Raw genomic sequence first — 13,805 nt, forward strand, 5'->3', positions numbered from 1 at the left:
CGTCCGAACACAGCACTTATATTTTGCGCAGCGGGATACCATCCCAGCCTGCTTCGGACCTTTCGTGACTATTTTTAAATTGTTATTTGCCACGGAGTGTGCTATATTTTAGGTACATTATGGTCTGGTGCCGGAAGCCGGTGCCGGGATACGTCTGAGAATTTGGAGAGGGAACGAAAATGAAAGATACAACATTAGTCATTATGGCAGCCGGAATCGGGAGCCGGTTTGGCGGCGGTATCAAGCAGCTGGCGCCAGTAGGCCCCGGCGGTGAGATCATCATGGATTATTCCATTCATGATGCCCTGGCAGCCGGATTCAACAAGATCATCTTCATTATCCGTAAAGATCTGGAGCAGGATTTCCGGGAAATCATTGGAAACCGCATTGAGAAGATTGCCAATGTGGAGTATGCGTTCCAGGAGCTGGACGCGCTGCCTGAGGGGTATCACGTAACCGAAGGAAGAAAAAAACCCTGGGGAACCGGTCAGGCTGTTCTCACCGTGAAGAATATGGTGCATGAGCCGTTTCTGGTCATCAACGCGGATGACTATTATGGCCGGGAAGGTTTTTTCAAGATTCACGATTATATGGTGAATGAGATGAATACCGATGGAGATCCGTATGATATGTGCATGGGCGGATTCATTCTGGAGAACACCTTAAGTGAGAATGGTACTGTAACCCGCGGCGTCTGCGACGTGAACCCGGATGGTACCTTAAAGGATGTAACGGAGACCTATGACATTGAGCGCAGGGGCAATGGCATTTTCGCAAATGATGAGCAGGGAAACCCGGTTATTGTGGACGCAAAACAGTATGTTTCCATGAATATGTGGGGACTTCCGCCAAAATTCCTGGATGCATTAGATGAGGGGTTCCCGAAATTCCTTGACGGTATCAAAGAGGGTGATATAAAGGCAGAGTATCTGCTTCCGAAGATCATTGACCAGCAGATCAAGGCGGGAAAGGCCAGAGTAAAGGTTTTGGAAACCCGCGATAAGTGGTTTGGCGTGACCTATAAAGAGGACAAGGACGCGGTGGTTGCTTCCATCCGCAGACTGATTGAGGCAGGCGTTTATAAGGAGAGATTATATGACTAAACTGATTTCCTGGAATGTGAACGGCCTGCGTGCCTGTGTGGGAAAGAATTTTCTGGACTTCTTCCATGAGGCAGATGCCGATGTATTCTGTCTGCAGGAGACGAAGCTGCAGGCCGGTCAGATTGACCTGGATCTTCCGGGGTATCATCAGTACTGGAATTACGCGGAAAAAAAGGGCTATTCCGGAACGGCGCTTTTTACAAAAGAAGAGCCGCTTTCTGTAGCTTACGGAATTGGCGTGGAGGAGCATGATCACGAAGGAAGAGTCATAACCGCGGAGTTCCCTGAATATTATGTAATTACGTGCTATACGCCAAATTCCCAGAATGAGCTTGCCAGACTGGATTACCGTATGGAGTGGGAGGATGCGTGGCGTGCTTATTTAAAAGGCCTGGACGAAAAGAAGCCAGTTATTTTCTGCGGTGACTTTAATGTGGCGCATCAGGAGATTGACCTGAAGAATCCGAAGACGAACCGCAGCAATGCCGGTTTTACGGATCAGGAACGAAATAAGTTTACAGAGCTTCTGAAAAGCGGATTTACGGATACCTGGCGCTATTTTTATCCGGAGCAGGAGGGCATCTATTCCTGGTGGTCCTATCGATTCAAGGCCAGGGAGAAGAATGCCGGGTGGCGTATTGACTATTTTTGTGTATCAGACTGCTTAAAGGACCGGCTGGAGTCAGCAAAGATTCACACGGAGGTGTTTGGATCAGATCACTGTCCGGTAGAGCTGTGCCTGAAATAGCGAATAAAAACAGAAAGGATCCAGAGAAATATTTCGGTTACTACCGTGCCGTGCATGAACGGCAATAAGTTTCGCTGGATGGAACACGCTGCGGACCGTATGCGGGCCGTAACGGGAAAGGTGGGCAGAATTGGAACAGTATCAGATTGATATAAATGACAGCAAAGTGTATCCAATGGGCCTCACACAGACAGATGGGGGGATCCATGTATCAGTCGTGGCTGCAGCGAAGGCTTGCAGCCTGCTTTTATTTGAGAAACAGGAAGGTAAAAACGGAAAAGAAGCAAGATTTCGGGAAATCCGGAATCTCCCATTCCCGGAGAAAGCAAAGACCGGACATATCTGGTCTATGACGGTAAACGGAACATTTGATACGCTTTACTATGCGTTTGAGGCAGACGGGAAGCGCTTCTCTGATCCGTATGGCCGTTCCTTTGCCGGGCGGGAGCGCTGGGGAAGGTTAAGTCAGGCGAAGCGGCTTTTACTGTCGCCGGTCATGGAGCCGGAGTTTGACTGGCAGGGCGACCAGCCGTTACACATCCCCTATGAGGACTGCATTGTGTACCGGGCCCATGTGCGGGGGCTGACAAAGCATGTCTCCTCTGGCACGGAGCACCGTGGAACCTTCCGGGGGATTGTGGACAAGATCCCTTATCTGAAAGAACTGGGGATTACCACGCTGGAGCTTTTACCGGTGGTGGAATTCCAGGAGGTCATGATGCCGGAGAATGTAGAGAGCAATCCCTATGGAAGCAGTGAGCCGACCGGACGCCTGAATTACTGGGGCTACACGAAAGCCGGGATGTTTGCGCCAAAAGCATCCTATGCGGATCCGGGCATGAGTCCGGTGACGGAATTTAAATATATGGTGAGGGAACTGCACCGGGCCGGACTGGAGGTGGTGCCGGAGCTTTATTTTTCCGGAAAGGAAGTTCCGGAGTTTGTTCTGGAGACGGTGCGCTTCTGGGTTCGGGAATATCATGTGGATGGAATCCATTTAACCGGGTACGCGCCTGTGGATCTGCTGGCAAAAGATCCATATCTGGCAGATACCAAGCTCTGGGCAATTTCCTGGGATGCGCCGAAACCGTCTGCCGGGGAGAAAAAACATCTGGGTGAATATAATGACGGCTTTCTCATCGACATGCGCCGCGCCTTAAAGGGCGATGAGGAGCAGATGAGCAGTCTGATCTACCGCAACCGCCGCAATCCCGCGGAGACAGGCGTGTTAAACTTTATGGCAGGTACCAATGGTTTCACCATGATGGACATGGTTTCCTATGACCAGAAGCACAATGAAGCCAACGGGGAAAATAACCGGGACGGAAGTGACTACAATTATTCCTGGAACTGTGGCGTGGAAGGTCCGGTCCGCAAGAAGAAGGTTCTGGAGCTGCGGGCAAGACAGCTGCGCAATGCCATGCTTATGCTCTTTTTGAGCCAGGGAACGCCGGTACTTCTGGCGGGAGATGAATTTGGCAATTCCCAGAATGGTAACAATAATGCTTACTGTCAGGACAATGAGACCTCCTGGTTGAACTGGAATCTTAACAAATGGGATCAGGATCTTCTGGCCTTTGTGAAGCATCTGATCGCGTTCCGCAGGGCGCATCCGGTTTTCCATATGGAGCAGGAGCCGCGGGTGATGGACTATCTGGCCTGTGGACATCCGGATATTTCCTATCATGGCGTGAACGCATGGCAGCCGGAGTTTGAGAATTTCCGCCGCCAGATAGGGATTCTTTACTGTGGAACTTACGCGAAGAAGCCGGACGGGCAGAATGATGACTTTTTCTTTGTGATCTTCAATATGCACTGGGAACCACACGGTTTTGCACTTCCAAACCTGCCGAAGGATCTGGAGTGGACACTGTCCTTTGATACCAGTGACAGCGCGGCGGGAGGCTTTTACGAAGAGGGTCAGGAACGCCGGGTTTTGAACCAGAAGAACTGCATGGTTCCGCCCCGCTCTGTTCTAGTGTTTAAGGCAAAGAAAAAGGCGAAAAACCTTGACAAAGCATAGCAAAACAGATATAAATGAAAGGGCAAAATGAATTACGACAAAACGGCTCTTCCGGCCGTTATCGCATTTAGGAGGAATTAATAATGAACAAGACAGAATTAGTAGCAGCAGTAGCTGAGCAGGCAGGCCTTTCCAAGAAGGACGCAGAGGCAGCAGTAAAGGCATTTACCGATGTAGTTGCAGAGGCTCTGAAGGCAGGCGATAAAATCCAGTTAGTAGGTTTCGGTACTTTTGAGGTATCTGAGAGAGCAGCAAGAGAGGGACGCAACCCGAGAACCGGCGAGACCATGACCATCGAGGCTTCCAAGACTCCGAAGTTCAAAGCTGGTAAGGCATTAAAGGATCTTGTAAACGCTTAATTTATGAGATTAGATAAATATCTGAAAGTATCCCGTTTAATTAAGCGAAGAACTGTCGCGAATGAAGCCTGCGATGCCGGAAGGGTCCTGGTCAATGACCGCCCCGCCAAAGCTTCGGTGAACGTGAAGGCAGGGGACATCATTGAGATTCAGTTTGGTACTTCTTCCGTGAAAGTGGAGGTTCTTGATGTGCAGGAAACCGTTCGCAAGGACGATGCAAAGGAGCTCTACCGCTACCTCTGATTCTATTATCATTACTTTCATAAACATGAAAACCTTCCCATATACTAAACCATGAGTTTAGGCGGGGAGGTTTTTTTGTGGAAGAAAGATCCGGAATCCGCGCCCATGCCTGCAGGCTGGAGAATCGTAACGCGGCAAGCCTGACAGGGGTGCGGGAAGTGGTATCCTTTGACGAAAACCAGGTGGTGATGGATACGGACATGGGTCTTCTGACTATCAAGGGAAAAGATCTCCATGTCAGCCGCCTTACTGTGGAAAAGGGAGAGATGGAGGTAGAAGGACAGATAGACAGCCTGACTTACTCTTCCAATGAGGCATACCGGAAAGCCGGACAGTCCATTCTGGCCCGGCTCTTTGGCTGATGGCTGCGGTATGCCGGGAGGCGCGGCTTCTGCTTCAGAGCATTTCAGTGGGCGCGGTTCTTATGATGGTGTACGATCTCATCCGGCTGTTCCGGTCTCTGGTGCCTCACAGGAGTCTGGCGGTAGGACTGGAGGATTTCTGCTACTGGATCTGGGCCGGCTTTTTCACCTTTTTGTTTCTGTACCGTGAGAATGACGGAGCACTGCGTTTTTATATTATCGGATCCATTTTTGTATCCATGCTTTTTTATGACAGGATCATCAGCAGAAATTTGCAAAAGCTCTTGAAATTGATTCTTCGATGCATTAGAATGAAATTACACAGGTAACATAACATCGAATTAGAAAGTCAGGGTAACAAAAAGCTGGTGAGAAACATGAAAACGCGGGGAACAGGGCGCAAAAAACGCAGAGAGGGTCTGGGCAACCGACTGGCCATTATCGGAATTACCATAGTGGTTTTAAGTCTGGCGGTGGTCGTGAATGTGAAGAATACCTCCATGGAGAAGAAGCTCATGGAGTACCAGGCCAAAGAAGAATCGCTGATCCGTCAGGTGGAAAACGAACAGAAACGGGCCGCAGAGCTGGAAGAACGCAGGGTCTATGTGCAGACCAAGCAGTACATAGAGGAAGTGGCCAAGCAGAAGCTGGGACTGGTCAAACCAGACGAGATTTTGCTGAAACCAAGACCAAAAGACAACTAGAACAGACGAGACTAAAAATAACAGACATAGGATCCTTTCCTGCCGCATATATTGTGGTTCAGGAGGGGATTTTTTGTGTGGAAGCGAAAACGGCGCCGGGATATGGCTGATGTGAATATTTATACGGCAGAGAGACTAAGTGAGATGGCCCGGTCGCTGGGGGTCCTGGCCCGGGCATGCAATGACCGGATGGAGGAGGAGCGGGGACTGACCAGGGAGGATGCCCTGGCGGCCATGCAGACGGCAGCGGCCGTAGTGTGCGGGCAGTGCAGCCGGTGCAATCTGTACAGCGACGCGGATAAGGATGGAAGTTATTATCTGTATTATCTGCTCCGCTCCTTTGAGCAGAAGGGCAGGGTGGAATATGAGGACATGCCCCGGCTGTTTCTGGAAACGTGCCGGAATAAAGAGGCGTATCTGACACAGCTCAACCGGAATCTGGGGCGGGCAACCATGAATCTGGAGTGGAAAAACCGTTTTCTGGAGAGCCGGGATACGGTTATGGTGCAGTTTCGGGAACTGGCTGTGATGCTGGAAGAGTTTGCCAGTCAGATGGGCCAGGCTGCGGATATTACGGAGGAAAAAGAAGAAGCAGTGCGGCGGATCTTCCGCCTTCATCAGATTGCGGTAGACAATATGCTGCTTCTGGAGCATGAGAACCGTTACCGGGAGGCGTATGTGACACTACATGCTCTGGGAGGTCGCTGTATGACGGCAAAAGAGGCCGCTGCGCTGTTTGGACAGGCAGCGGGCGGAAAGGGCTGGTACGCGCCGCCGGACACCCGGGCGCTTATCACAAGGCAGCCTGGAGTTGTGCGGTTTCTGGAACCGGGAGAATACCGGATGATGTATGGGGTTGCCCGCATGTCAAAGAATGGAAGCGGGATTTCCGGGGATAATTATACCTATTCCGGGAGTCTTCCAGGTCAGGTGATCATGAGCCTTTCAGATGGCATGGGAAGCGGAGAGACAGCGGCCCAGGAGAGCCGGAAGGTGATCGAGCTTTTGCAGCAGCTTCTGGAGACAGGGTTTTCCGCCCGTTCTGCCCTGAAAATGGTGAATACAATTCTTTTATTAACCGGGGTGGAACAGCATCCGGCCACGCTGGATCTGTGCTGTGTGGACCTTTGCAGCGGTGTGCTGGAGGCCATGAAGATGGGAGCGGTGGCAACCTTTGTGCTCAGTGACGGGCAGGCAGAGATACTGGACGCTGGAAATCTGCCTGCTGGCGTGATTTCCCAGGCAGAGCCGGTGCTCCTTTCCCGCAAACTCTGGGATGATGACCGGGTCATTATGATGACGGATGGCGTTCTGGAGGCCTGCCCGGGACTTGAGAAGGAGCGCAGCCTGAAAGAGTATCTGGAGTCCATGCCGATGAAGACCCCGCAGGACATGGCAGAGCGGATTTTGCGGTTTGCCTGTCAGAACGGAGGCATGAATGATGATATGACCGTACTGGTGGCAGGAATCTGGAAACGGTAGCAGCGGAGCCGAATATGGGACGGAAAAGGTGGTGCCGGCTGCGCGCCTGGAGACAATAACGAGAAAATCGCAGCTTGCACATGAACGGAATTACGGGTATAGTTGAAGTGTTAATGGAAAAAGAATCGTATACAGGAAAGATAAGATGTTGAATAAAGTGAGAGATTATATCAGGGAGCAGGGCATGATTACCCAGGGGGACGCAGTGATCGTGGCGCTTTCTGGCGGGGCAGATTCCGTGTGCCTGCTGACGGTGCTGAAACAGCTGGATTTTGCGCTCCGAGCGGTTCATGTCCACCATGGCATCCGCGGAGCCGAGGCAGACCGGGACGAGGCATTTGTACAGGCTTTGTGTGAAAGCCTTTCTGTTCCGCTGTATGTGGCCCACTGTCAGGTTCCGGCCTACGCGGCGGAGCATGGCCTTTCCGAGGAGGAAGCGGGGCGGATCCTGCGGTATCAGATACTGGAGGAAGAAGCAGAAAAATGGGAGCGGGAGTTTTCTGATGGCAGCCGGGTGAAACTGGCTCTGGCTCATCACCGGGATGATAACGCGGAGACCATTCTGCACCATCTTCTGCGGGGCAGCGGACTTACCGGACTTGCCGGGATCCGGCCGGTGCAGGGACGGCGTGTCCGTCCTTTACTCTGTGTGGGCCGGGATGAAATCAGGGAATATCTGACGGCAGAGCATATGGACTGGTGTGAGGACAGCACCAACCAGTCGGCAGATTATACCAGGAACCGCATCCGCAGCCAGGTGCTTCCGCTTTTAAAGGAGACTGTGAATGAGCAGGCAGAGGAGCATATTCTCCAGGCCGGGCAGATTATCGGACAGGCAGATGAATATCTGCGTCAGCGGGCGGCGGAAATCTGGAGAGTGGCAGTCAGCAGGCAGCAGGAAAGCCGGGATTCTGAATCTGGCGCAAGGAGGAACATTGCGGACGAAATGCCAGAACGTGTGATAATTCCCCTTGCGGTCTTTGCGGCTCAGCCGGAGATTCTGAAGATGTATCTCATTCGGCATATGCTGGACCAGCTGAAACCAGGCTGGAAGGACATCACCAGCCGCCATTTCACAGCCATCGCAAAACTGGCTGGGAAACCGGTGGGAAGCCGTGTAGACCTGCCGGGCGGACTTATGGCACGGACCGGATATGAGACTCTGGAAATTGCGGGAAAGGCGGAACAGAAGCCGGTTCTGGACCGTGAAACCGGCGGCTGGGGCGGGAACACCGTGCCTCAGACAGCTCCAAAGCTTCATATGACGGTTTTTTCTCGTCAAAAAGACCAGGAAATTCCCAAAAACCAGTATACGAAATGGTTTGACTATGATAAAATTAAAGGTACGCTGTCTGTGAGAACCAGACGGACGGGAGATTACCTGATCCTGCCGTCCGGAGGGAGCAAGACCATTGCCCGTTACATGATCGATGAGAAAATCCCGAAAGAAAAAAGGGAGAAGATTCTGCTTCTGGCAGAAGGCAGTCATGTGTTGTGGGTAGTGGGCTTTCGGATCAGCGAATACTATAAAATAGAAGAACATACAGAAAACATATTGCAGGTAACCTGCGACGGAGGAAAAGATTATGGCAGATAAGATCAGAGTATTGTTGCCGGAAGAAGACGTAAACAAGCGAATCAGTGAAGTAGCAGAGCAGATCAGCAAAGATTATGAGGGAAAACAGATCCACCTGATCTGTATCTTAAAGGGTGGAGTATTTTTTACCTGTGAGCTGGCAAAACGTATCACAGTTCCGGTCACCATGGATTTCATGTCTGTTTCCAGCTACGGAGATGACACCAAGTCCAGCGGCGTAGTCCGCATCGTCAAGGATCTGGATGAATCCCTGGCAGACAAGGAGGTCCTGATCGTGGAGGATATCATCGATTCCGGCCGCACCCTTGCATACCTGATCGAGGTCTTAAAGCAGCGTGGGCCGAAGAGCATTCACCTGTGCACCCTGCTTGACAAGCCGGAGCGCCGTGTGAAGAAGCAGGTTAAAGTAGATTATACCTGTTTCACCATTCCGGATGAGTTTGTAGTAGGCTACGGCCTGGACTACGCCCAGAAATACCGCAACCTTCCGTACATCGGAGTGGTTGAGGTTGACCAGTAAGGAGGCCGATGAGTGAAACAGCAAAGTGGTTTTCGGGGCGGCTGGCTGCTTTTTCCGCTGCTCCTGATCGTACTGGCTCTGGCGTTTATGCCGGGCAGAAAACAGAACGAGCTGAGTTATCAGCAGTTCAAACAGGTACTGGAAAGCGGGGATGTGGGTTCCCTGGTCATTTACCAGAATGAGCAGACACCGACCGGTGAGGTGCGTCTTGCCAACCGCGCGGGTGAGGTTTATGTAACCTATGTGTCCGATGTAAACCAGATTCAGCAGATGCTTCAGGATATGGACATCGACTACAGCATGAACGATGTTCCCCAGACCAGCTACTGGATGAGCATCCTTCTTCCAGTGGCTGTCTCTGTAGGCGCGGTCGTTCTGATGCTGATCATCATGAATATGAGAGCCGGTGCCGGCGGCGGGACCAATGCCAAGATGATGAACTTTGGCAAGAGCCGCGCCCGCATGACCAACACCAGCAATGTCACCTTTAAAAATGTGGCAGGTCTTCAGGAGGAAAAGGAAGATCTGGAGGAGATGGTGGACTTCCTGAGAAATCCGCAGAAGTATACCAGCGTGGGAGCGAGAATTCCGAAGGGCGTTATTTTAGTGGGCCCTCCTGGAACGGGTAAGACGCTGCTTGCCAAGGCAGTAGCCGGTGAGGCAGGCGTTCCGTTTTTCTCCATCTCCGGTTCTGATTTCGTAGAGATGTTCGTCGGCGTGGGTGCGTCCCGCGTCCGTGATTTATTTGAGGATGCCAAGAAGGCAGCGCCGTGTATTGTTTTTATCGATGAGATCGATGCGGTAGCCCGCAGACGAGGCACCGGCATGGGCGGCGGCCACGATGAGCGTGAGCAGACCTTAAACCAGCTTCTCGTTGAGATGGATGGCTTTGGTGTGAATGAGGGTATCATCGTCATGGCTGCGACCAACCGTGTAGATATCCTGGATCCGGCTATCCTGCGTCCGGGCCGTTTTGACCGTAAGGTAGCAGTAGGCCGTCCGGATGTGAAAGGCCGTGTGGAAATCCTCCAGGTGCACTCCAAAGAGAAGCCGTTAGGTGAGGATGTAGATCTGGCCCGCGTGGCTAAAACCACCTCCGGCTTCACCGGAGCAGATCTGGAAAACCTGATGAACGAGGCCGCAATTCTCGCAGCAAAGGAGAACCGCAGCTACATTCGCCAGTCTGATATTGACCGTGCGTTTGTCAAGGTCGGCATCGGCGCAGAGAAGAAGAGCCGTGTCATCTCTGAGAAAGAAAAGAAGATCACCGCCTACCATGAGTCCGGTCATGCGATCCTGTTCCATGTACTGCCGGATGTGGGGCCGGTTCATACCGTATCCATCATCCCGACCGGTGTCGGGGCAGCAGGCTACACCATGCCGCTTCCGGGTGAGGATGAGATGTTCAACACCAAGGGCAGGATGCTGCAGGATATTATGGTATCTCTTGGCGGACGTATCGCGGAGGAGATCATCTTCGGTGATGTGACGACCGGCGCTTCCCAGGATATCAAGCATGCCAGCAAGATCGCGCGTGCTATGGTGACCCAGTACGGCATGTCTGAGAAGGTTGGCATGATCGACTACGGCAGTGATGATGATGAGGTCTTTATCGGCCGTGATTTCGGCCATGTGCGCGCTTACAGCGATGAAGTAACCGCATCCATTGATGCTGAGGTAAAGCGCATCATTGATGAGTGCTATGAGAAAGCAAAGAATATCATCCTGGAGCACCGGGATGTGCTGGAAAGCTGTACCGCCCTGCTGATCGAGAAAGAAAAAATCGGTCAGGAAGAGTTTGAAGCGCTGTTCCAGAAATAAATGGAGTTGAAAACTATACAAACTGCACAAAAAAAGTTTTGAAATTTGTTCATGTTTGTTAACACTTATTGGTTGGGCCGTGCTATTATAATAGGCGTAAACCCCCCAATACATTATATAGTTTTTGCTACACCCCATAAGAAACGAAATACCTTCTCCTGAAAGAGCCAGCTACCCCGCTGGCTCTTTCGCTGTTTTGAGATACTATACCAAAACAGCGGATTTTCAGTTCAAAAATTCCTACTTGAATTACTTAAACATGTTGTAATCGACATGAGAATCATTTAAAATAAATTTATATGATTCCATCAGATTCGTCAGAGCGTATAAGAAAAAGTTACTGTTGGCTTAACATGCGAATGGGGCTGGCGGATCTGGGCAGGAAGGAGCAGGGGTTATTATGTTTGATGAGCATCAGGAAAATGAAATAAACCGGCAGGCATTGTTTTCGGATGAGACGCAGGATTACCGATACCCGGAGGAACCGGACGCCGGTGAGACAGTAACTCTCTGGTTTCGCACAGCAAAAAATGATGTCGATCGGGTTTTTTATATTGAGGAAGATAAGAATATACAGGCGGAGATGAGGAAGGTATCTTCTGACGGCCTGTTTGACTATTACGAGTATCGCATGAAGGCGGACAGTCAGCCTCAGCGCTATTATTTCCAGGTGGTGAAGGGCAGCGCAGTCTGCTATTTTAACCGTCTGGGCGCAACCATGGATATTCAGAGTTGCTACGCATTTCGCATTACGCCGGGGTTTCATACGCCGGAGTGGGCAAAGGGCGCGGTCATGTACCAGATCTTTGTGGATCGCTTCTGCAACGGTGACCAGAGCAACGATGTGACGGAATGCGAGTATGTCTATATTGGGCGTCCGGTACATCAGGTAACTGACTGGAGCACCAATCCGTCTACCATGGATGTGGGCTGCTTCTACGGCGGTGATCTTCAGGGCGTGTGGGACAAGCTGGATTACCTGCAGTATCTGGGAGTTGAGGTGATCTATTTCAACCCGCTGTTTGTCTCGCCGTCCAATCACAAGTACGACAGTCAGGATTATGACCACATCGATCCGCATTATGGCGTGATCGTCAAAGATGGCGGTGAGCCGGTGGCAGTAAACGCGGTGAACAATGACCATGCGACCAGATATCAGATACGCAGTGCTGACCCGGAGAACCTGGCAGCCAGCGATGCGTTTTTTGCCCGTTTTATGGAAGAAGTTCACAAGCGCGGTATGCGGGTTATCATCGATGGGGTGTTCAACCACTGCGGCTCCTTTAATAAATGGCTGGATCGAGAGAAAATCTACAGCCATCAGGGAAGCTATGAGCCAGGTGCTTATGAAAGTGAGGAAAGCCCGTACCGCAGCTTCTTTAAGTTTTACAATGAGGACGCATGGCCGGATAACGGAACCTATGACGGCTGGTGGGGGCATGACACGCTGCCGAAGCTAAACTATGAGGATTCGCCAAAGCTGTTTGAGTACATTATGAAGATTGCCGGGAAATGGGTGTCTGCCCCGTATGGAGTGGATGGCTGGCGTCTGGATGTGGCTGCAGACCTGGGCCACAGCAGCGAGTACAATCATAAATTCTGGCAGGAATTCCGCAGGCATGTCAAGGAGGCAAACCCGGAGGCGATGATCCTGGCAGAGCATTACGGAGATCCAAGCAGCTGGCTGGCGGGGGATCAGTGGGATACGGTCATGAACTATGATGCCTTCATGGAGCCGCTGACCTGGTTTCTGACTGGTATGGAGAAGCACAGCGATGAGTACAACGGTGCTCTTTACGGTGACGGTGTGAGCTTTTTCCGCTCCATGTATTACCACATGAGCCGTATGCAGACCCAGTCAGTCCTGGTGGCCATGAATCAGCTTTCCAACCATGACCACAGCCGTTTCCTGACCCGTACCAACCAGATCGTGGGAAGAATCGGAACAGCCGGGGCCAAGATGGCAGAGTTTGGCGTCAATTACGGAATCTTCCGCGAAGCCATCATGGTACAGATGACCTGGCCGGGGGCACCGACCTTATATTATGGTGACGAAGCAGGAGTCTGCGGCTGGACTGACCCGGATAATCGCCGGACTTATCCGTGGGGTTTTGAGGATTTTGAGCTGATCGAGTACCACCGTTACCTCATCGATCTGCATAAGAAGCTTCCGGCCCTGCGCCGTGGCTCCTTAAAACAGCTTCTGGCAGACCGCCAGCTCATCGCCTACGGCCGTATGAGCGGGGCAAACAAGTGCGCAGTCATCATCAACAACCGTGGTGATGGCAGAAGCGTCAGAGTGCCGGTGTGGGAGCTTGGCATCACCGATGAGGATGTCATCACCCGGGTAATGCTGTCTGATGAAAAGGGCTATAATGCCGGACGCATTAATTATCATGCCGACCATGGCTGGCTGACGCTGGATGTACCGGCCCACAGCGGCGTGCTGCTGTCGAGCGGGGTACTGGTGTAGATGATATAGACGGAAATAAAAAATCAGGGCTGTCGCAACCGGTCTTTTGACGCATTGCGGCAGCCTGAACATTGCAAGAATATTGCAGGAATATAAAAAAACTTCTTGCATTTTGATTATTGGTATGATAATATAACTTTTGCTTGTCGAAGCTAGTATGGATGGGTTCCCGAGTGGCCAAAGGGGGCAGACTGTAAATCTGTTAGCTGTGCTTTCGGTGGTTCGAATCCACCTCCATCCACTTCCTGAAAAGGATATGCCGCAGTGGCGGAACTGGCAGACGCACAGGACTTAAAATCCTGCGGGACTAATCTCCCGTGCCGGTTCGATTCCGGCCTGCGGCATTCATAGTTTCAGGTATTCACAGTTA

At 51.5% G+C, this 13,805-nt stretch carries 12 protein-coding genes and 2 tRNA genes; all 14 read left to right on the forward strand.

Going from position 1 to position 13,805, the window contains the following annotated elements; all coding sequences use genetic code 11:
• Positions 1 to 179 precede the first annotated feature (179 nt).
• Complete coding sequence (locus DWY84_RS14535; RefSeq protein WP_118534071.1) at positions 180 to 1,103, forward strand: sugar phosphate nucleotidyltransferase; 924 nt, start codon at positions 180 to 182, stop codon at positions 1,101 to 1,103.
• The gene (locus DWY84_RS14540; RefSeq protein WP_118534072.1) at positions 1,096 to 1,851 is read left to right on the forward strand and encodes an exodeoxyribonuclease III; all 756 of its coding nucleotides are present in this window, start codon (positions 1,096 to 1,098) and stop codon (positions 1,849 to 1,851) included. The genes DWY84_RS14535 and DWY84_RS14540 overlap by 8 nt, the downstream gene beginning before the upstream one ends.
• Positions 1,852 to 1,981: 130 nt before the next feature.
• The gene (locus DWY84_RS14545; protein ID WP_118534073.1) at positions 1,982 to 3,874 is read left to right on the forward strand and encodes an alpha-amylase; all 1,893 of its coding nucleotides are present in this window, start codon (positions 1,982 to 1,984) and stop codon (positions 3,872 to 3,874) included.
• An 83-nt stretch (positions 3,875 to 3,957) separates the two neighbouring features.
• The gene (locus tag DWY84_RS14550) at positions 3,958 to 4,233 is read left to right on the forward strand and encodes an HU family DNA-binding protein (RefSeq protein ID WP_118534074.1); all 276 of its coding nucleotides are present in this window, start codon (positions 3,958 to 3,960) and stop codon (positions 4,231 to 4,233) included.
• A 3-nt stretch (positions 4,234 to 4,236) separates the two neighbouring features.
• A complete protein-coding gene (locus tag DWY84_RS14555) occupies positions 4,237 to 4,476 on the forward strand; it encodes an RNA-binding S4 domain-containing protein (protein WP_118534075.1) in 240 nt (79 codons plus the stop codon).
• A gap of 77 nt (positions 4,477 to 4,553) precedes the next feature.
• Entirely contained in the window at positions 4,554 to 4,838 is a 285-nt protein-coding gene (yabP, locus tag DWY84_RS14560) for a sporulation protein YabP (protein ID WP_118534076.1), read from the forward strand.
• A 377-nt stretch (positions 4,839 to 5,215) separates the two neighbouring features.
• Positions 5,216 to 5,542 carry a septum formation initiator family protein gene (locus DWY84_RS14570; protein ID WP_118534078.1) on the forward strand — a complete coding sequence of 109 codons (327 nt, stop codon included), beginning with the start codon at positions 5,216 to 5,218 and terminating at the stop codon, positions 5,540 to 5,542.
• A 75-nt stretch (positions 5,543 to 5,617) separates the two neighbouring features.
• On the forward strand, positions 5,618 to 7,024 hold the full coding sequence (locus DWY84_RS14575; RefSeq protein WP_347560813.1) for a SpoIIE family protein phosphatase: 1,407 nt from the start codon (positions 5,618 to 5,620) through the stop codon (positions 7,022 to 7,024).
• A gap of 145 nt (positions 7,025 to 7,169) precedes the next feature.
• Positions 7,170 to 8,621: a tRNA lysidine(34) synthetase TilS gene (gene tilS / locus DWY84_RS14580; protein ID WP_118534079.1), complete on the forward strand. Its 1,452-nt coding sequence runs from the start codon at positions 7,170 to 7,172 to the stop codon at positions 8,619 to 8,621.
• Positions 8,611 to 9,141 (forward strand): hypoxanthine phosphoribosyltransferase, encoded by a 531-nt coding sequence (gene hpt / locus DWY84_RS14585; protein ID WP_118534080.1) that lies wholly within the window; start codon positions 8,611 to 8,613, stop codon positions 9,139 to 9,141. Before tilS ends, hpt begins: the two co-directional genes overlap by 11 nt.
• Before the next feature lie 12 nt (positions 9,142 to 9,153).
• A complete protein-coding gene (ftsH, locus tag DWY84_RS14590) occupies positions 9,154 to 10,962 on the forward strand; it encodes an ATP-dependent zinc metalloprotease FtsH (protein ID WP_118534081.1) in 1,809 nt (602 codons plus the stop codon).
• Between the two features lie 400 nt (positions 10,963 to 11,362).
• Positions 11,363 to 13,435 (forward strand): glycoside hydrolase family 13 protein, encoded by a 2,073-nt coding sequence (locus tag DWY84_RS14595; protein WP_118534082.1) that lies wholly within the window; start codon positions 11,363 to 11,365, stop codon positions 13,433 to 13,435.
• A gap of 159 nt (positions 13,436 to 13,594) precedes the next feature.
• Positions 13,595 to 13,676: transfer RNA gene (locus DWY84_RS14600), tRNA-Tyr, on the forward strand.
• 17 nt (positions 13,677 to 13,693) lie between these two features.
• Positions 13,694 to 13,779: transfer RNA gene (locus DWY84_RS14605), tRNA-Leu, on the forward strand.
• The last annotated feature ends 26 nt before the right edge of the window (positions 13,780 to 13,805 follow it).

The organism is Clostridium sp. AF27-2AA (assembly GCF_003478505.1).
Classification (GTDB): Bacteria; Bacillota; Clostridia; order Lachnospirales; family Lachnospiraceae; genus Brotaphodocola.